Here is an 18,574-nt window from a genome sequence, read left to right as displayed (position 1 = left end):
CCTCCTTCGGGGAGTGCTGGCACCCGGTCACCGGCCGGGGCGGATCGGGGGCGCGGGTACCGGACCGTCCCCGGTGATGATGTTGTAGATGCTCAGCCACGAGTCCGAGTACGGCTCAAGCAGGCCGGTGTGCGCGAGTTCTCCGGTCAGCACCTCGCCAGCGGCGCTCCGGCCGCTCGGGATCTGGATGACTCCCGGATACGTGTCCGGGTCCGGCCCGTGGTTGAGGCCCATCCCCTCCCCGACGCCGCCCTGGGTCATCTGGATCGGGTCGTACGGGGAGGTGATCGCGTAGCGGGTGACGAAGTAGTCGTTCGGCACCCGGTCCTCGGGCACTCCGTGCCCCATGCCGGCGGAGCCGAGGTGCACGCCGTGGTCCGCCCGCATCCCCGCCGCGTCGGCCAGCCCCATGGTCGCGCCGCCGTAACTGTGGCCGATGACGGTGATCCTGGTGTGGTCACCGACCATCGGCCGCAGGTCGCCGTTGACGAAGTCGTGCAGCCGGGGCGCCAGCTCCTGGGAGTACGACGGGGTACCCGCCGAGACGAGGGACTGCGGCAGGGCGCCGTCCATCCAGACGACCATGGCGACCTCGCCGGAGGCGCGACCCGGAACGACAAAACTTGAGGCCAGGTTCTCGTACTTGGCGAAGTTCTCGATGTTCGAGAAGGTGCCGGGCACGAGTACGCCGACCGCCCGGGTGTTCTCGCCGATCTCTCCGACCAGGCCGATCGCCCGCCCGTTCCCGGCCGGGTCGAAGGCGAGGATCTTCGTATCGCTGTCGAGCATCCGCTGGTAGGCGTTGATCCGCCCATCAAGCTGCTTGAGCTCCTCGTCGAGCACGCCGACGGCCGCGTCGTGCTGAGCCAGGTTCCTCGGCGGCTGCTCCAGCAGCGCCGCCCGCTCCGCGGCGACCCGGGCCCGCTCCGTCTCGGCGGCCTCCAGCACGGACCGGACCCTCGTACGGTTGTCCGCGTCCCGGCCGGCGATACCCTCGACCGTTCCGGTGGCGTCACTGGTGACCCCACCCGCCTGGGCAACCCGCTGGCCCTGCTCCTGATGCTTCCTGGCCTGCTCGTCGTCGTACCGGTGGGCACCGGAGGCGGTGGCCTGGATCCGGGTGACGATGCCCTCGAGTTCGGTCGTCGCGGCCGCGAGCTGCCGCAGACTCGTGGCGATGGTGCCGGCGTGCGCGGTGGCAGCCTGCTGGGCGCCTGCCAACCGGCCGAGCCACTCCGCCGGCACCGTCTGGGACAGCAGCGTAAGCCGGGCGTTCCCGAGTACGGCGACCTGCTCCGGCAGTGCCCTCGTCGCCGCCGTACCGAGCTCGGCTGACCGCACCTGGAAGACCTCGGTGCCACCCTCGACTCTCATCGTCCACCTCCACCTGACGATCCGCTGTTCCGCGGTCAGTACGGGAAGTCCACCGGCGGGTGCGTCTCCTCCGACGGGTCCGCGCCGAGCACCGGCGGGGTGACCACCGCCGACTCGCCCCAGACCTCCTCGGTCTCGGTCAGCCACGGCGGCACCCGGCGGGCACCCGCGTCCCCGCCCGTCGGTGCGAACGGCATCATGGGCATCATCGGCATCATCGGCGTCATGCCGGCGCCCAACCCTGCCGCGCCGGCCGCCGTACGAAACGCCGCGGCCGCCGATCCGGCCGCCGCGCCGGCCCCGGAGAGACCGCCGTGCGCCGTCGGGGCCGGCGCTGCCGGGCCACCACCGCCCCCACCTCCGACCGGAACACCGCCACCACCGCCGATGCCGCCCAGGCTCCGGCCCAGCCCGGCGACGCCGGAGCCGGACGGTGTCGCCCCGGCACCGGCCCGGTCGCCGTCACTCTCCTTCTTCTTCGCCCAGCCGGGTACGGCCGGCGTGGCCCGGTTGCCGAGCCGACCGGCGGCGGCCGCCGCGGCGGCGGCGACCCCGGCGGTGAACATGGCCCCGAAGACCGGCCGCCCGCCGCCCTTCTCTGAGTCCGGTCCACCGGCCACCCCGGCGGCCTCCCCGGGTACTGGCTCACCGCCGGGTCCTCCGGTCTGGTCACCCCCCTCGGGCGGCACCGGGATCCGGTCACCGGCGGCGACGTACTCGACGGCGAGGGCGTTCATCACCGCCACCGCCCTGGCGTGGGCCGTCCCCGCGGCGCGGGCCGCCTGCTCGTACCGGTGCAGTTCGGCGGCGGCGTCGGTCTGGCGCTGCCGCAGCTCGGCGACCTGCGTCACGGAGGTGAACGCGTCCGTCCGCAGTGGTGTGGTGGCCAGCGCCACGGTCACGGTGGAGAGTTCGGGCACCTCGACCGGGGGCGGCATCTGCGCCTTGGCCCGCTTCAGGGCGTCACCCACGTCGTACGCGACGTCGCGCATGGCGAACGCGGCGTCGCCGATCCGCCGCAGTCCGGCGCTCAGGTCGGCGATCATCGTCTGGTACTGCTCGGCGGCCCCGCCCTGCCACTGCTGGCGGAACCGGGCGAGCCGGCGTTCGAGGCTGGTCGCCTGCTCGTGCAGCCGGGCGCCGACACCGTCCCAGGACTCCGCCACCGTGCGCACGGTCGTCTCGTCGCCGTGGTGCAGCATCTGGTAGAGCTGCCCGTGGCTGTACGGCGTGAAGTCGGTCCTCGGTCGCATGCCGGTCAGACCTGCCCCTCCCCGGTGCCCGGACCGCTGAGCGGCGCGGCGAGGCCGGCGATGATCCCGCCCACCGCCGGCACCACGCCGCCCACCCCGTGCACGGTGCCGGTGACGGCGCCGCCGGTCGTGTGGAGCACGCCGCCCACGCTCTGCACGGCGCTGGTCACCCCGGCGTCGTACCGCTGGTAGGCGTCGTTGACCATGGCGGTGACCTCTCTGGCGAAGTCGATCGCGTCCCGCGCCTGGGTGACCAGGTGGTGCAGGTCGGCGACCGCGACGCCATGGTGCTGACCGAGGGACTGCGCCTCGACGAACGCGCCGAGCCGCAGTTCCCGCTCGGTCAGCGCGTCGAGCTGACCGAGCGGCTGCACCATGCCGGCGAGCTGGGTGGCCAGTTCCTCGGCGAATTCGGTCAGCGAACGCAGGTCCACCGCGAAGGAGTCGGCGGCCATGGTTTCCCCTCGTGTCGTAGGCGCCTACACCCGAACCGGGTCAGGTGGGCGTGGCTCAACGATTCGCCCCACCGGCGGCCACCCCGGGCATCTGCCCCCCGAGGGACCTGTCCAGCGCCGCCGCCTGTGCGGCCGCGTTCTGCAGCACACCACCGAGGTTCGTGATGATCTCGCTCATCTCGGCGAGCGTGGCGCGCAGCGCCTCCTCGGCCAGTTGCGCCTCCAGTCCCGACGCGCTGCCCGAGAGGTACCAGGTCTCCCGGACCGGCTGCAACGCGGTGTGCAGCGCCTGAAGTGCCTCGTCGATCCCCTTCGAGTAGGTGAACATGCTGCCGCCGGCGGCGTTGACCGCCTCGAAGCGCATCGCCACGGTGCCGGCCGACGGCACCCCGCCCTGCGTTGTCATCGTCGTTCCGTCCTCTCGACCGGCGGATCAGTTGTTGTTGAGCCCGCTGATGATCGGGCTCTGCACCGCGAGTTGGGCCACCCGCATGATGTCGCTCTGCTGGGTGTTGGAGAGCGCGTCGTGCTCGTTCATGACCTTGTTGAACGCCTCGCCGATCGCGGTGAGCTGTGTCTGGGCCCGCATGATCCGCTCGTTCAGCGCCTGGAAGCTGGTGTCGAAGGCGAGCCGGGCGGCGCCGTTGAAGTTCTGCGCGGACCCGACCAGACCGTTCAGGTCGGCGCTGAGCCGGCCCATCAGACCCCGGATGTTCGTCGCCGTCTCGTCGAACTTGGCGGCAGTGGTCTTGATGACCACCTGGTCGAGCTGGAAACCCTGGTTAGCCATCGATGCTCCTCCTCGTCGTACGCCAGGTTAGGGAAAACCGGAGCACCGCCCCACGGCACTTTTACCCACATCGCCGCTACCCACATCGCCGGAGCCCCGGCCGGGTCACTCGACCGGCGGCGTCCAGCCGACCTGGACCGTCATCGGGCCGGTACGACGGCGGACCAGCACGCCCCGGCCGGGCGGCTGTGGTCCGGGCCGGATGTCGCCGAGCAGCGGCCCCTCGTCGCGGCTGCCGGACATCACCAGTCCCGGTGAGCCGAGTTCCCTGATCCGTTGCAGGATCGGGTCGAACAGCGCCCGGGACGCGCCGCCGCTGCCCCGCGCGATGACCAGGTGCAGACCGATGTCCCGGGCGTGCGGCAGGTACTCCAGCAACGGCCCGAGCGGGTGGGTGAGCCGTCCCGGCACCGCGACCAGCTCGTAGTCGTCGACGATCAGGAACAGTTCTCGCCCGGTCCACCAGTCCCGGCGGCGCAGCCGCTCCGGGGTGACGTCCGGCCCCGGCATCCGCTGCCCCATCGCGGTCGCCACGTCGTTGACCATTTCCGTGAGCACCGGTTCCGAGCCGGCGTAGCCGAGCAGGTGCTCCGGGCCGACCACGTCGAGCAGTCCGCGCCGGTAGTCGACCAGGATGATCCGGGCCTCGGCCGGGGTGTAGCGCCGGGCCACGCCGTGGGCGATCGCCCGGAGCAGCGCCGTCTTGCCGCTCTCCACGTCGGCGAAGGCCAGGAAGTGCGGTTCGCTGTCGAAGTCGAGGCTGACCGGGGCCAGGTCCGCCTCGGCGAGACCGAGCGGCACGGACCGGCCCGGTGCCGCGTACGCCGGGTCGAGTCGCTGCACCGGCACCAGGCGGGGCAGCAGTCGTACCGGTGGGGCGGGCGGGTACGGCCAGGCCTCGAGGACCCGACCGACCAGCTCCAGGGTTCCGGTGCCGAGGGTGGCCGCCCGCGGGTCGCCGTCGATCCGGGGCAGTGCGGAGAGCAGGTGCAGCCCGTCCGGGGTGATCCCGCGTCCCGGCCGGTCGGTCGGCACGTTCTGCGCGGCGCGCCGGTGCAGCATCGAGTCGCCGGGCTCGCCGAGCCGCAGCTCCACCCGGGTGCCGAGGGCGTCCCGCAGCGGGGCGGGCAGGTTCAGCCACCAGGTGGTGGCGACCACCACGTGGATGCCGAAGCCGAGCCCCCGGGTGGCCAGCCGGACGATCTGGTCCTGGAGGTACTCGTACTCCTGCTTGAGGGTGGCCCAGTCGTCGACGACCAGGAAGACGTCCCCGAACTCCCGCCCGTCGGCGCTCTCGGTGAACTCGGCGCGCCGTTGCCGGAAGGTGGCGGCCGAGTCGATGCCGTGCTCGGCGAAGAACTGTTCACGCTCGCCGAGCAGGGTGGCGACCTCGGCGACCATCCGCCGGCACCGCTCGGCGTCCCGGCGTACCGCGTGACCACTGACGTGCGGCAGGCCGGCCACCGGGCCGAGCGCGCCGCCACCCATGTCGAGAAGGAAGAACTGCACCTCGCGCGGGGTGTGGGTGAGGGCGAGCGCGCCGACCAGGCCGCGCAGCAGGGTGCTCTTGCCGCTCTGCGGGGCGCCGATCACCAGGACGTTGCCGCCGGCTCCGGTGAGGTCGAACCAGAGCTGGTCCCGGCGCTGTTCGAACGGCTTGTCCACGATCCCGACCGGGACCACCAGCCCACCGTTGCCGGCCCACCCGGACGGGCAGAGCCCGCGTTCCGGGTCGACCGCCAGCGGGGGCAGGAGCTGGTCGAGGGTCGGCGGTTCGGCCAGCGGCGGCAGCCAGATCTGGTGCGCGGCCGGCCCGGCGCCGGTGAGCCGGGAGAGCATCGCGGCCATCGCGGTCTCGCCGGTGCCGCCGGGAGCCGGCGAGACCGGAGCCCCGGCCGGCAGCGGCGGTACGGGCGGGGCCGGTGGCACCGGCGGGGCCACCGACGCCACCCGGACCAGGGTGAACGGCAGCACCTGCCGGCCCGGTACGGCGGTCGGCGCCAGGCCGCTGACCCGGGGCGGCAGGTCGCCGGAGACGTACGCGCTCTTGAACCGTCGCAGGGTGTCGGTGTCGGTCTTCAGGTACGCCGAGCCGGGCACCGCCGGCAGGTGGTACGCGTCGGGTGCGCCGAGCACCGCCCGGCTCTCCGAGGCGGAGAAGGTCCGCAGCCCGATCCGGTACGACAGGTGCGCCTCCAGCCCGCGCAGCCGGCCCTCCTCCAGCCGCTGCGAGGCGAGCAGCAGGTGCACCGCGAGGCTGCGGCCGAGCCGGCCGATCTGCACGAAGAGGTCGATGAACTCGGGTCGGCTGGTCAGCAGTTCGCTGAACTCGTCGATGATCACCAGGAGGACCGGCAGCGGCGGCAGGTCGGTGCCGGACTCCCGGGCCCGCTGGTAGTCCCGGACCGAGGCGAAGTTGCCGGCGGAGCGGAGCAGTTCCTGCCGGCGGACGAGTTCGCCGTTGATCGCGTCGGCCATCCGGTCGACCAGCGCCAGGTCGTCGGAGAGGTTGGTGATCACCGCGCAGGTGTGCGGCAGTCGGGTCATCCCGGCGAAGGTCGCGCCGCCCTTGAAGTCGATCAGGGCGAGGTTCAGGGTCTCCGAGGAGTGGGTCACCGCCAGCCCGGTGACCAGGGTACGCAGCAGTTCGCTCTTGCCGGAGCCGGTGGCCCCGATGACCAGCCCGTGCGGTCCCATCCCGCCCTCGGCCGACTCCTTGAGGTCGAGTTCGACCGGCCGGCCGTACGGGTCGAGGCCGAGCGGCACCCGCAGCCGGTCCCGGGCCGGCCGGGGTCGCCAGGTGAGCGCCGGGTCGGTGTCGCGCGGGTCGCCGAGCCCGAGCAGTACGGCCAGCCCGAAGGTGCTGGACAGCGGGGTCTCCTGGGCCGGCGCGGTGCTGTGGTGGCGGGGTGCCAGGGCCCGGGCCAGGGCTTCGACGCCGGCGGTGTCGAGCCGGTCCGGCCGGCCGAGGAAGCTGAGGCTCGGCCCGGCGGCGGCCTCGACGAGCATGCCGAGCCGCTCCTCGGTCACGTGCAGCAGCAGCGTGTCCGGGACCGGTTCGTCGGGCGGGGCGTCGACGATCTCGACGAGGGTGACGCCGTGCAGGCCGTTCTCCGGGGCGAGCCGGGTGGTGCCGGCGGTCCGCCCGGCGTCGACCACGACCAGCAGGTGCGGCTGGTCGGAGCCCGTCCCGGTCTGCCGGGTGAACGCCGGGCGGGTGCCGAGGTCGGCACCGAACCGTTCGGCGAGTTCGTCGAGGTCGCCGGCGACCAGCCGGACCGGCCCGACGGCGTCGCGGTCGGTGCCGTGTTGGGCGTGCGGCAGCCACTTGGCCCAGTCCCAGTCGGCGACCCGGTCGGCCGCGAGGCAGAACCCGATCCGCAGGTCGGCCGGGGAGTGCAGGGTCGCCGCCTGGGCGAGCAGCGCGCGGACCAGGTCGCGAGTCCGGGTCCGGGTGCCGCTGACGCCGATCCGGGCGAAGCCGCGCAGCGAGATCGCCACCGGCAGGTCGGACACCGTCGAGTACGCCCGGATGAAGTGTCGCAGTGCGGCGGAGGAGACCGGGTCGAGGTCCTCCAGTGGCACGGTCTGCGGCGAACGCAGCGGGGTGGCCAGTCGTTGCGGCCCGACCCCGATCCGTACCTGGCCGAACTCCGGGTCGGAGCGGCGCCGTTCCCAGAGTCGGGGACCGTCGACGAGGGTCCAGAGGTCGGTGGGGTCGAGGTGGTCGAAGCCGAGGGCGGCGCGCTGCCGTTCCGCCACGTCCCGCACCTTGCGGCGCAGCCCGGTGAGGTAGCGCTGGTAGTCCCGGCGCTCCTCGTTGATCTTCGTTTTGGTGGCCTGCCGGCCGCCGGCCAGCGCCATCACGATCATGCCGATCATGACCAGTGCGAACAGCCCGCCGAACAGGTACGTCATCGGCCCGCCGGCCCGTCCGATGTAGACGAACGACATGGCGCCCATGCCGAGCATCATCGGCACCATGAACAGCAGGTGCATCATCGCCTGCGCACTGCCCTTGACCAGGCCGGGCGGCGACTCCAGGACGATCTCGCCGCTCGGCGGTTCCGGGGCGACCACCCGGCGGCCGGCCGGCAGGGACGGGTAACCCATCCCCGCAGTCTGCGGCGGACCCCGCCGGGTCGTGGTGGGTAATTTTGCCGTCGGCCGCATCCCGGGAGCGGCACTACGCTCGCCGGGAAACGGAGGCGGGGCGATGGACACAGGTCAGGTGACGGCGATAATCCAGGCCGGCTTCCTCTTGCTGGCCGAGGCAACGAAAGATGTCACGGGAAATCCGGCGGCGTTGCGGAACCGGGCGACCGAGTGCGACCGGTGCGCCACCCAGATCACCACCGCCGCCGACGACGCCCGGCGGACCGTGACCCAACTGGGCCAGAACTGGTTCGGGCAGGCGTACGCCCGCACCGACCAGGACACCACCAACCTCAACAACCTGCTGGTCAATGTGTTGCGGGTGGCGCTGGAGCAGGAGAGCCGACGGCTGAACGGCGCGGCGGCGGCGCTGACCCAGGCCACCAACCAGGTCCAGCAGCAGCGGCAGAGCTTCGCCCAGCAGGCCAACTCCATCATCCAGACGATGGCCCAGGAGATCGCCCGGGCCCGGGCGATGCCGTCGCCGTGGAACAAGATCATGGTGGTCCTGGCGATCCTGAAGGCGGTCCAGGCGGCCCTCTCGGCCAAACAGCAGGCCCAGTCCGCGTCCGACGCGACGCGTAACCAGCTCAGCAACACCCTGGCCACGCTGTTCACCACCAGCGCGGCCGCCACACCGCTGCCCGTCGGATGAGTTCGGAGGCACGTCGATGAACGGGACACCCGGCGACACCGGACTGCCGGACGAGATCGCGACCACCCTGGCCCGGCTGGAGCAGCAGCGGCACGAGGCGGACCGGATCCGGCAGGCGGTCAGCCAACTGCTCATCAGGGGCGCCTCCCGGGGCAACGAGGTGGTGGTGACCGTACGCGGCACCGGCCGGGTCACCGACGTCTCCTTCGATCCCGCGGTGCTCCGCCGCCACGGTCCGCAGGAGGTGGGGGCGCTGGTCACCGAGGCGGTCAACAACGCCCAGGAGCGACTGGCCAGGACGACCGAGGAACGGTTCGCGCCGCTGATCGCCGCCGCCGACCGGCTGACCCGATCGACGTGAACCCGCCGCCGCCCGGCCCGGCGACCGCACCGGTATCCGGACTACGCCGGGTCACCGTCGTCGCCCCCCGGGCCCGGATGGACGTCGGACTGCCGGTGCACTGCACCCTGGCCGAACTGATCCCGCAACTGGTCCGGCTGGCCCGCGCGGCACCGCAGTCCGGGACGGACGGCACCGGCTGGGTGCTGTCCCGCGTCGGCGGGCCGGCACTGTCACCGGGGCTGACCGTCGCCGCCAGCACCATCGCCGACGGCGAGATCCTGCAGCTGACGTCCCGCCCGAGCTATCAGGCCCCACTGCTCTTCGACGACGTGGTCGACGCGATCGCCAGCGCCGCCCAGAGCCGGCGGGGTGCCTGGCGACCCCGGGTGGGCCGCCGGCTCGGCCTGGTCACGGCCGCGTTGCTGTTGACCGGGGCCACCCTGCTGCTGCTCGCCGGGCTGGCCGGGCGGCCGCAGTCGGCGATCGCCGCCGGGGTTGTCGCGGTGACGCTGCTGCTCGCCGCCGGCGCACTGGCCCGGGCGTACGCCGACGTCGAGTCGGCGGCCGTCTGTTCCGCCGCCGGCCTGGTCGCCGCGCTGGCAGCCGGGGTGACCGCGCTGCCGCCGCACCCCGGCTGGCCGGTCGGGGCCGGCCCCCTCGCCCTCGGCCTGGCCACCCTGACCTTCCACGCCATGCTGACGGTGGCGATCGTGCACCGGCACCCGTTTTTCGTCGGCACGGTCGTCGCCGCCGGGACGGGCACGCTGGTCACCGCCACCGTGCTGCTGCTCGACGTACGGCCGGAGCACGCGGCGGCGGTCGCGGTCGTGGTGCTGACCACGCTCACCACGGTCGCGCCGATCGTCTCGCTGCGGCTGGCCGGGCTGCCGATGCCGACCGTGCCGGAGGACATGGAGTCGTTCCGGGCCGACGAGCGGCCGGCGCTCGGCTCGTCGGTGCTCGACGCGACGTCGACGGCGGCGAACCTGCTGACCGCCCTGGTCAGCGCGCTCGGGGTGGCGGTGGCCGGCTGCGCCGTGGTGCTGCTGCGGGACGGCTCCGCCTGGTCACCGCTGCTGGTGGGTCTGGCCGGGGTGGCCTGGCTGGTGCGCTCCCGGTCGTACGCCGGGGCGGCACAACGGGTCTGCACGGTCGCCGTCGGGCTGCTGATCCTGGCCGGGCTGGGCTGGCGGCTACCGTCGATCCTGGGCCCGAGTTGGCTGTTCGCCACGGCGGCGGTGCTCGGCGCGGCCGGAGCGCTCTGCCTGGTCTACGCCGACCGGGTGGTCCGCAATCGGCACTCCCCGTTCCGCGCCCGCTGGCTGGACATCCTGGAGTACGCCGTACTGATCTCCCTGCTGCCGGTCGCCGCCGCCGTGGTCGGGGTCTATCCGGCGGTACGGGACGCGGCCGGCTGACCGGTCCGCCCGGTGTTGTCCCGGGTCAGGTCGGCCACCGCCGCCAGCACCTCCACCACCGGTACGTCGGTGACGAACGAACTGCGGTGCGGGCAGATCCCGCCGCCGGAGCGGGCCGGATAGATGTCCCGGGAGCAGTCGACGCCGCACTCCGGGCAGTGGATGGTCCACGAGGCGATCGGGCGGTGCCGGCCACGCAGCGGCACCGCACAGTTGATCAGGTTGCCGACCCAGAAGATGCCGACGGTCGGGGTGCCGATCGCGGCGGCGACGTGCACCGGGCCGGTGTCGTTGGAGACCACCACCTGGCAGTCGTGGTAGCAGCCGATCAGCCCGCCCAGTGACAGCTCGCCGACCAGTGGCCGCACCGGCAGCCGGGCCGCCGCCACCACCCGACCGACCACGTCCCGCTCGGCCGGAACGCCGGTGACCAGCACCTCGTACCCCTGGTCGGTGAGCTGGTCGGCGACCTCGGCGAAGCGTTCCGGCGGCCAGCGCCGGCGCGGGTCGCTGGCGCCCGGGTGCAGGGCGACCCGCCGCCGGTCCGGTTCGCCGAGCACCGCCCGGGCCTCGGCCAGGTCCGCGTCGGTGACCGCCAGCCGGGGCACCAGCCCGGCCGGGCTGGCCCCGACCAGGCCGACCACCTCCAGGTAGCGGACGATCTCGGGCTGGTAGTAGACGTACCGGATCCACCGGTCCAGCGGTGGGGCGTCCTCGGCGCGCAGGCCGGCGGTGACCCGGGCGCCGAGCGCGGCGACCAGCGGATTCGAGTTCGCCCCGCCGCCGTGCAGCTGGATGGCGAGGTCGAAGCGCTCCCGCCGGGCGTCGGCGAGGAACCGGTCCATCGAGTCCGGCTCCTCGTCGGGGCCGGCGGTCCGGATACCGGGTGCCGGCGGCACCACCAGTACCCGGTCGACCGGGCCGGGCCGGTCCCGGAGCAGCCGTTCGTGCCAGGGCGCGCCGAGCAGCACCAGTTCGGCGTCCGGATAGCAGGCCCGCAACGCGTCCAGGGCCGGCAGGGCGAAGATGAAGTCGCCGAGCGCGTTGGCCCGGAGTACGGCGATCCGCTCGACGTCGCCGACGATGTCACGCACCGTGCCGATCATCGGGCGGGCACCCGTCGGCGGGTCAACCCGTGAACCGGGGCGCCGGCGTGCCGGCGGCGGTGTTCGGGCGGTGCAGTTCCCGGTCGGCGGCCGGGTCGACCACGGTGGGCGGGGTGCCGGGCCCGGTCGTACCCCGGCCACGCCGGCCCGGGTCGTGGCTCCGGCTGCCGATGGTGATGGTCCGGCGCCCCGGCCGGGGCGCCCGGGGCAGCGTCACGGTGAGCAGGCCGTGGTCCATCACCGCGTCGATCTGGTCGGCGTCGACCGGCTTCGGCAGCCGCACCCGGTGCTCGAAGGAACGCTCACCCGACGCCTCGCCGCTGAGCCCCAGGTCGGCGTTGACCTCGGCCTCGGAGCGGGCCCGGACGCAGAGTTCCCGGTCGTCGAGTTCGAGCGTCACCTCTTCCGGGGCGACGCCGGGCAGCCGGGCGATCACCGTCCAGCCGTCGTCGGCGGGGCGCAGTTCGATGTCGGGGCTGCCGCCCCGGCCCGCCAGTGCGGAGTCGATCAGGCGGCCGAGCTCCGCCCGGAGCGTCTGCAGCCGGTCCTTCGGATCCCAGCCCCGGTCCGTTCCACCCCGTCCCGATTCACGTCCTGACTCAGCCATCCGCCGTGTTACCTCCTCGTCCGGGTCGTGCTCGATCTCCGACGCGCCCCCGCCAGGGTCAGCGGAGGTCGCCGAACTGGCCGTCGGCCGGGTGGGGTCGCAGCGAACTGGGGGCGTTCAGGTCGGCGTCCGGGTCGACTCCGACGCCGAGCCGGTCGACCAGTTCCCCGCCGAACCAGGCGCCGAGCGCGGCACCGGCGATCGCGACCACCTCGATGGCGACCAGGGCGCCGCCGGCGGCCCGGTTGTCGGCGGCCATCCGGACCGCCCAGATCGCCGCGAACAGCAGCAGCACCGCCAGGTTGATGGAGGCGTGCGCGACGCCGACCCGCTTGGCCCGGGTGCCGGAGGGCACGGCCAGCAGGTCCACCGCGCCGGCCGCCGCCGCCAGTACGCCGCCGATCAGACCGACCAGGATGTTCCAGTACGCCAGCTCACCGAGGAAACCCGGCCCACCGGCCACGTCGATCACGTCGAAGATCACCGCGGCCACGAAGAGCGCGATCGGGAACATCACCAGCATCGGATGCACCGGATGTCCCAGCACCTTGGCTCGGCTCTCCATCATGGTCGTCTCCCAGGTTCGGCGGATGTCGACCGCCCGACCTCTCGTCCGGTCGTCCGGCCCGACAGTCCGCGCTCCGACAGTCCGCGCTTCGACACTGTGGGAGGCCGTACCCGATTTGTCCGTCGGTAAACCTCGACCACGTGCTTGACGGGGGGTCGGCGGCGTACCGATCATTGCCGGGTGGCGGCACGGCGGTGGTGGGCGCGGCTCGGGTGGAGCGGTTGGCGACGTGAGCTGGGCTGGCTCCTGATCCTGTCCGGTGCCGTCCTGCTGGTGCTGACGTACGGCCGACTCGCCGGCGCGGCGATGCCGGTGCCCGCCGCCACCGACCAGATACGGGCCGAATGGAGCACCGAGCTGTACGAGGCGGCGCTGATCACGCTGCTCGGCCTGCCGCTCGGGCTGCTGGTTCTCGGCACCGGCGTCTGGCTCAACCTCCGTGGTCGGCGCTCCGGCGCGGCCGGCCGACGCTCCGGCGCCACGGCCGGCGCGCGCACCGCCCGGCGGGTCGTGCGGGCCGCACGCCGGCGCAGGTAGCCTCCACCCCCAGTCGAAGATCGCGTCAGACGCGGCGGGGCACCGCCACCGTCCACCGGCCGTCGACGCTCGTGGCGGTACGTCCGTCCCCGCCCGCCCAGAGCAGGCCGTCGACCTCGCCGAAGTCCGGTGTCCCGGAGACGGTGACGACGTCGCCCTGCTGGAACGTCCGGCCGCCGTCGCTGCTGCGCCACAGCACAAAGTCCCGGTCGCCGGCCCGCCACTCGCAGAGCAGCAGGTAACCGCCGTAGGTCACGGTGCCGACCGCCACGTCCGCCCAGGGCACGGCGTTGGCGGTCCAGCTCCGACCGCCGTCCTCCGTCCGGTGGAGCACCGACCGTCCGTCGCGGCGGCCCAGCAGGTACGCCTCCCGTCCGCTCGCCGGGACCAGGATCGGGTTGTTGTCGAGCACCGGTAGTGCGGCGGTCGGCAGCCAGGTGCGGCCGGCGTCGTCGCTGCGGACCACCTTCGCCTGGGCCGTCGGGTGGACCGCCTCCGGGGCGCCGTGCGGCCCCCACCCCCACAGGGTGCCGTCCGGAGTACGGCGGATCGACCAGAAGCCGAGCAGCGGCAGCGGTGGGCCGATCCGGTAGATCGCCCCGGTGACCGGGTTGACGAACTGGCCCGCCTCGTCGCCCCGCGGTATGAGGTGCGGCGGCAACTCGGCCACGTCGGTGACCTTCTCGGCCTGCTGCTCCCAGCTCTCGCCGGCGTCCCGGCTCAGGTACCGGACGCCTTGCACAACCGCCACGTAGAGGTCGGGGCCGAGCAGCTCGTACGAGGTTGTCGTCGGGGCGCCACAGGTGCGCCACCGGACCGGTCCCCGCCACGACGACCAGGTGTCACCCGAGTTCCGGGTGACGCTGAACTCGACCGCGCACTGGTTGTACCGCACGGTGACCACGACCTTCCGGCCGAGTACCGCACTCTCGACGAGGGCACCCGCGGCGGCGGGCGCGGTCGACGGCAGGTTCCACCAGGTCCGGGCCAGCGGCACGGCGGTCAGGGTCAGGACCATCGCGATGCCGATCGCGCCGGCGGAGACGGCGGCCCGGCGGCGTCGTACCCGACGACCGGCCCGTTCGGCCAGGTCGGTCAGGGGTGGCTGGGTGACCGCCTCGGCCACCGTGGCCGGGTCGAACGGATACCTCGGCATCATGTGCTCCCGGAGCCGACGAGTTCGGCTGGTTCGGCGAGGAGGGCGGCGAGCGCGGTACGCCCCCGGGACAGCCGCGACTTGACGGTGCCGACCGACACGTCGAGGGTCCGGGCGACCTCCTCGACCGGCAGGTCCACCAGGTAGTGCAGGGCGATGGCGTGCCGTTGTCCGGCCGGCAGCTGCCGGAGGGCGGCCATCAGCGCGAGATGTTCGGAGGAGAGGTCCGGGATCACCGGGGGTGGACCGACCCGACGTAACAGGCGGTCCAATGTCCGTCGCCGTCGGTAGCGGGTGTGCGCGAGGTTGAGGGCGACCCGGCGCAGCCACGACTCCGGGTTCTCCAACTGGTCGAAACGCCCGGGCGCGGTCAACGCCCGGACGAACGCCTCCTGCACCACCTCCTGCGCCTCGTTCAGGTCTCCGGTGACGGCGTACAGATGGACGATCAGCCGCCGGAAGCTCGCGGCGTAGACCTCGGCAATCGTGTTCAGCTGCCCCACCAAACGGCCCCTCTCCTCACCCTCTTCCACTATCGAGGGGCGTCGAAGGTTCCGGAGTCCCGCGCGGGGTCAGCCGATCTCGGCGACGACGTTGCCCTCCTGGTCACGGATCCGGGACACGACGATCTCCACGACCAGTTCCGGGGCGCCGGCCAGCCGGTACGTCCCGGCGACCGGCCGCAGCACGTCGGTCAGCTCGGCGCGCACCGCCGGAGGTACGTCGATCGAGACGAGCCCGTTCCCGTTGTCGGTGACCGCGAACCGGTCGCTGGGGCGGAAACTGATCGCGCTCTCCCGCGCCTGGAGGAACAGTCCATGTCCGAACGGCAGTCGGGCGGCCAGCACCCGGCTGATCCGCTCCGCCGCGTTCGCCCCGACCGTCACCGTCGTCGTCGCCGGTTCCCCCGGCTGCCCGCCCGGCCCGATCCGCCAACCGGCCTCCTCGACGAGGAGCGCGTCGGTGGAGGAGCCGTCCCGGCGTACCCCCTCCTCGATCGCCGCACGGACGCCGGGCCGGTCGGTGAGGCTGCCCCGGTCCAGGTCGGTGACGAGCAGCGGCAGTTCCGGTGTCATCACCTCGAGCAGCCGGTCCGCGTTCCAGCGTTCGATCGCCGCGTACTCGTCGAGGGTCAGCCCGACCAGTTGCAGGAACCGCAGCTGGCCGTGCGGGGTGTCGACGACCCCGAGTTCCGGGTCGGTGGCGAAGGCCGCCGCGCGGATCAGGGTCTCCGGCCGGGCGAGGGAGATGGGACCGTTCAGGTCGAGGTGATGACCGGGCCCGAACGGGTTGCCGGAGTTGAAGACGTACCGGGCGAGGTTCTGCAGCAGGTTCGCCGCCCAGAGCGGCGGTTCGGTCTCGTCGGCGGTCCGGGCGACCCGGAAGGTGAACTCGAAGCCCCAGCCCGACTCGTCAGGATTGTCGGAGTCCTTGGAGTACAGCTCGGACATGCCGTAGCTGACCAGGTGCCAGTGGTCGGGACGCGGATAGAAGCTGATGCCGTCGAGCGGGTCCGGGCCGCCCATCATCCACTTGATGAGCGTGCCGTAGTGCTGCGGTTCGACGCCGGGGTAGAGCCGGTCCAGGGCGGCGTCGATGGCGTCCCAGCCCGGCGACGTGTGCTCGTCGTCATCAATCATGACCGGTGACTGTAGGGCAGGGCTACGACGCGCCGTCCGCCCGTGCCGCCGTCCGCCCGCGCCGGCGCCCCGCCCCGCCCCGGCGGGAACGACCGGCGGTCAGCCCTGTCCTCCCGGTTCGGAACGCGTGCGGTAGAGCACGCACCGGCGTAGTGGACCGTCGGCCACCCCCGGGTCCTCGAAGTCGTCCGCCGGGTCGGTGGTCATCCCGATCCGGCGCATCACCGCCTGCGAACGCAGGTTCGTCCGGGTGGTGACGGCCAGGATCTCGGTCAACCCGACCTTGTCGAAGCCGTACCGCAGCACAGCGAGCGCCGCCTCGGTGGCGTACCCGTGTCCCCAGGCCGACCGGGCCAGACGCCAGCCGGCCTCCACCCCGGTGAACGGCATGCCCTCGTCGACCACGTCGAGGCCGGCGAACCCGACGAACTCGGCGGTCTCGCGGACCTCCAGCGCCCAGAAGCCGAAGCTGTCGCGGTCAAGATCGGCCTGGAAGCGGCGCATCGAGGCGGCTGCCTGCTCAGGGCTGAGCAGCGGCCCGAGATGCTCCCGGACCTCCGGGTCGGCGTTCATCGCCGCCCACGGCGCCAGGTCGGCGTCCCGCCAGTTCCGCAGCACCAACCGCGCCGTGTTGATCTCCACCATCCGGCGAACCTAGCCCCGACCTGGACACCCCGGCAAAGGTTTATCCGGTACGGCGGCGACGGCCGTACCCGATGGCGGTACAGTCCCCGATCGTGGGCCTGAAGGTGTTCTGCGGAACAGCAGAGCCGGAGGCGGGATCACCACGGAGCTCCGCCGCCGTGCTCCACACCAGGCGGGCACTGAGATGACGGTTCCATTCGAACCAGGAACGTCGCCGTGGGTAGGACCGCCGCTGACCGCGGACATCGTGCGACGCGCCGAGGAAACGCTCGGGGTACACCTGCCCCGGAGTTACCTGGCGCTGATGTATCGCCAGAACGGCGGGATCCTGACGAACAACTGCTGTCCCACCGACTTCCGGACGTCGTGGGCCGCCGGCCACTTCCAGGTGGATGTCCTGATGGGCCTCGGATACGCGGAGGGGATCGACACCGTGTCCGCCGACCTGATCTCCGAGTGGGGCTACCCGCAGGTCGGGGTGGTGCTCGGTGTGACGCCGGCGGCCGGTCCCGACACGGTCATGCTCGACTACTCCCGGACCGGACCGGGCGGCGAGCCGGCGGTGGTGTACGTCGATGAGGATAGGATTCCCCGACAGGTCGCGGAGTCCTTCGAGGAATTCATGGCCGCCCTGGTCCCGAGCGAGGTTTACGACGACGAAGACGAAGGCCGGTAAGGTGCGTGATTCCAACGGCGAACGGCACAGGTCGGACCTGACGGAACGCCTGGCCCAAATTCTGGGGCTGCCTGCGCCCGACGCGGCCGGGGATGGACCCGACTGGCTGCCTGTCGAGACCGCGCTGGCTACGACGCTTCCGGACGACTACAAGCGTTTTGTCAGCGCTCACGGTGCCGGCCGCGTTGACGACCACCTGACCGTGTGCGCCCCCGGCGGACCACCTGACGGCGTGGACCTGGTAGGGCACAACACCTGGGCTCAGGAGTGCGTCCGCCTGGACTTCGGAGCACTGGGCGACGATCTCGACGGCTGGCACCTGGGTGACGCCTCACGGTGGGAACCCGGCCGCGCGGACGTGCCGGTCTGGTTCGAGCCGGGTGACGACCTCCTCTCGTGGGGACGCACCGGCAACGGCGACTTCCTCTTCTGGCATGTCAAGCCCGGTGTAGCACCCGACGACTGGCCGGTGGTGTTCAAGGAGGAAGGGCCGTACTGGGAGCAGTACGAGGTGGGTTTCTCGGCAGCCCTGGTCGGCCTGCTGACCGGCGAGATCCAATCCGAGTACCTCAGCCGGTGGTTCGAAGGCCCGCACTCCTATACGCGGTGAAGCCAGCCGTCCAGCGCCCCACCCCGCCGAGGCGAAGGTCGGGGCGGACGTAGAGATCGTGCAGCCGGGCGATCCGTGCTCGTCGCCTGATCGAAGGTGCGGACCGTAGTCCTGGACGGCCGCATATCCCGCCAACTCGTCGTTCGCGTGGGCGCCCAGGAAACCCCATCGCGGGTCCGCGAGCAGGTCGAGGAACCGCCGGTGTTGGGCATCGGGGTGATCACCTTTCACCCCCATGTCCTTCAGCATCGGCCACAGTCCGGGCCAGTCGTCGGACGCCAGGAAACGAACCATGATCGACATGTGGGCCATGGTTCCTCTGACCACGCCGGGGAGGCAAGCCGTCGACCTCTTGCGGCTTGGACGGGAACCGCCCACCTCGGGCTCGTGGCGTGCGTGGCGGGAGGCGGGTCGCGGTGTCCCATATTCAGTCCCGGGAGCACTCCAGAGACCTACCAGTGCCCGCCTCCCGTAGCCGCGCTGTCCCACCTGGGGTTGCTCTGACCGGCCAACTGCGGCGCACCGTAGCAAGCGCGTACGACAACGCACCTCGGCCGCCGTCGCCATGGTCACAGTAACCGGATGA

Annotated in this window: 19 protein-coding genes; 6 read left to right on the top strand and 13 right to left on the bottom strand. The window is 72.6% G+C overall.

The features are described from left to right. Positions 1-27 precede the first annotated feature (27 nt). From ABGB21_RS03490 to eccCa, 6 genes are all read right to left on the bottom strand, one after another. Positions 28-1,374: an alpha/beta hydrolase gene (locus tag ABGB21_RS03490; RefSeq protein ID WP_347652790.1), complete on the bottom strand. Its 1,347-nt coding sequence runs from the start codon at positions 1,372-1,374 to the stop codon at positions 28-30. Positions 1,375-1,409: 35 nt separating this feature from the next. Then, positions 1,410-2,627: a PPE domain-containing protein gene (locus ABGB21_RS03485; RefSeq protein WP_347676303.1), complete on the bottom strand. Its 1,218-nt coding sequence runs from the start codon at positions 2,625-2,627 to the stop codon at positions 1,410-1,412. Positions 2,628-2,632: 5 nt separating this feature from the next. Next, complete coding sequence (locus tag ABGB21_RS03480; protein WP_347652792.1) at positions 2,633-3,082, bottom strand: hypothetical protein; 450 nt, start codon at positions 3,080-3,082, stop codon at positions 2,633-2,635. A gap of 55 nt (positions 3,083-3,137) precedes the next feature. Further along, positions 3,138-3,488: a hypothetical protein gene (locus ABGB21_RS03475; RefSeq protein ID WP_347676301.1), complete on the bottom strand. Its 351-nt coding sequence runs from the start codon at positions 3,486-3,488 to the stop codon at positions 3,138-3,140. Between the two features lie 27 nt (positions 3,489-3,515). After that, entirely contained in the window at positions 3,516-3,872 is a 357-nt protein-coding gene (locus tag ABGB21_RS03470; protein ID WP_347652794.1) for a WXG100 family type VII secretion target, read from the bottom strand. A gap of 105 nt (positions 3,873-3,977) precedes the next feature. Then, positions 3,978-7,985, bottom strand: coding sequence for a type VII secretion protein EccCa (gene eccCa, locus ABGB21_RS03465; protein WP_347676299.1), 4,008 nt, complete (start codon positions 7,983-7,985; stop codon positions 3,978-3,980). A 103-nt stretch (positions 7,986-8,088) separates the two neighbouring features. On the opposite strand from eccCa, the gene ABGB21_RS03460 reads away from it, so the two are divergent. The 3 genes from ABGB21_RS03460 to eccD are packed head-to-tail and all read left to right on the top strand — an operon-like array spanning position 8,089 to position 10,443. Then, positions 8,089-8,682, top strand: coding sequence for a hypothetical protein (locus tag ABGB21_RS03460; RefSeq protein WP_347652796.1), 594 nt, complete (start codon positions 8,089-8,091; stop codon positions 8,680-8,682). 16 nt (positions 8,683-8,698) lie between these two features. Continuing rightward, positions 8,699-9,043 carry a YbaB/EbfC family nucleoid-associated protein gene (locus ABGB21_RS03455; RefSeq protein ID WP_347652797.1) on the top strand — a complete coding sequence of 115 codons (345 nt, stop codon included), beginning with the start codon at positions 8,699-8,701 and terminating at the stop codon, positions 9,041-9,043. After that, a complete protein-coding gene (eccD, locus tag ABGB21_RS03450; protein WP_347652798.1) occupies positions 9,040-10,443 on the top strand; it encodes a type VII secretion integral membrane protein EccD in 1,404 nt (467 codons plus the stop codon). The genes ABGB21_RS03455 and eccD overlap by 4 nt, the downstream gene beginning before the upstream one ends. Here the strand turns inward: eccD and ABGB21_RS03445 are convergent. The 3 genes from ABGB21_RS03445 to ABGB21_RS03435 are packed head-to-tail and all read right to left on the bottom strand — an operon-like array spanning position 10,413 to position 12,721. Continuing rightward, the gene (locus tag ABGB21_RS03445; RefSeq protein ID WP_347652799.1) at positions 10,413-11,549 is read right to left on the bottom strand and encodes a glycosyltransferase family 9 protein; all 1,137 of its coding nucleotides are present in this window, start codon (positions 11,547-11,549) and stop codon (positions 10,413-10,415) included. The two genes, eccD and ABGB21_RS03445, sit on opposite strands and share 31 nt — an antisense overlap. A 22-nt stretch (positions 11,550-11,571) precedes the next feature. Beyond that, positions 11,572-12,156, bottom strand: a complete 585-nt coding sequence (locus ABGB21_RS03440) for an Hsp20/alpha crystallin family protein (protein WP_347676297.1) — start codon at positions 12,154-12,156, stop codon at positions 11,572-11,574. A gap of 58 nt (positions 12,157-12,214) precedes the next feature. Continuing rightward, entirely contained in the window at positions 12,215-12,721 is a 507-nt protein-coding gene (locus ABGB21_RS03435) for a DUF2231 domain-containing protein (protein ID WP_347652869.1), read from the bottom strand. A 183-nt stretch (positions 12,722-12,904) separates the two neighbouring features. On the opposite strand from ABGB21_RS03435, the gene ABGB21_RS03430 reads away from it, so the two are divergent. Beyond that, the gene (locus ABGB21_RS03430) at positions 12,905-13,261 is read left to right on the top strand and encodes a hypothetical protein (RefSeq protein WP_347652801.1); all 357 of its coding nucleotides are present in this window, start codon (positions 12,905-12,907) and stop codon (positions 13,259-13,261) included. A 25-nt stretch (positions 13,262-13,286) separates the two neighbouring features. On the opposite strand, the gene ABGB21_RS03425 is transcribed toward ABGB21_RS03430, so the two are convergent. The 4 genes from ABGB21_RS03425 to ABGB21_RS03410 form a co-directional block, all read right to left on the bottom strand. Further along, positions 13,287-14,417: a sialidase family protein gene (locus tag ABGB21_RS03425; protein WP_347676295.1), complete on the bottom strand. Its 1,131-nt coding sequence runs from the start codon at positions 14,415-14,417 to the stop codon at positions 13,287-13,289. Continuing rightward, a complete protein-coding gene (locus tag ABGB21_RS03420) occupies positions 14,417-14,920 on the bottom strand; it encodes a sigma-70 family RNA polymerase sigma factor (protein WP_347652803.1) in 504 nt (167 codons plus the stop codon). The genes ABGB21_RS03425 and ABGB21_RS03420 overlap by 1 nt, the downstream gene beginning before the upstream one ends. A gap of 69 nt (positions 14,921-14,989) precedes the next feature. After that, positions 14,990-16,057: a suppressor of fused domain protein gene (locus tag ABGB21_RS03415; RefSeq protein WP_347652804.1), complete on the bottom strand. Its 1,068-nt coding sequence runs from the start codon at positions 16,055-16,057 to the stop codon at positions 14,990-14,992. A 99-nt stretch (positions 16,058-16,156) separates the two neighbouring features. Next, entirely contained in the window at positions 16,157-16,702 is a 546-nt protein-coding gene (locus ABGB21_RS03410; protein WP_347676293.1) for a GNAT family N-acetyltransferase, read from the bottom strand. Positions 16,703-16,886: 184 nt separating this feature from the next. On the opposite strand from ABGB21_RS03410, the gene ABGB21_RS03405 reads away from it, so the two are divergent. Together ABGB21_RS03405 and ABGB21_RS03400 are read left to right on the top strand one after the other, a co-directional pair. Next, a complete protein-coding gene (locus ABGB21_RS03405) occupies positions 16,887-17,378 on the top strand; it encodes an SMI1/KNR4 family protein (protein WP_347676291.1) in 492 nt (163 codons plus the stop codon). Position 17,379: 1 nt separating this feature from the next. Further along, the gene (locus ABGB21_RS03400; RefSeq protein WP_347652807.1) at positions 17,380-17,988 is read left to right on the top strand and encodes a hypothetical protein; all 609 of its coding nucleotides are present in this window, start codon (positions 17,380-17,382) and stop codon (positions 17,986-17,988) included. The last annotated feature ends 586 nt before the right edge of the window (positions 17,989-18,574 follow it).

The organism is Plantactinospora sp. B24E8 (genome assembly GCF_039871735.1).
In the GTDB taxonomy this organism is placed as follows: Bacteria; Actinomycetota; Actinomycetes; order Mycobacteriales; family Micromonosporaceae; genus Plantactinospora.
Note: the sequence above shows the minus strand (reverse complement) of the source record. Positions and strands in the feature narration are given on the sequence as shown.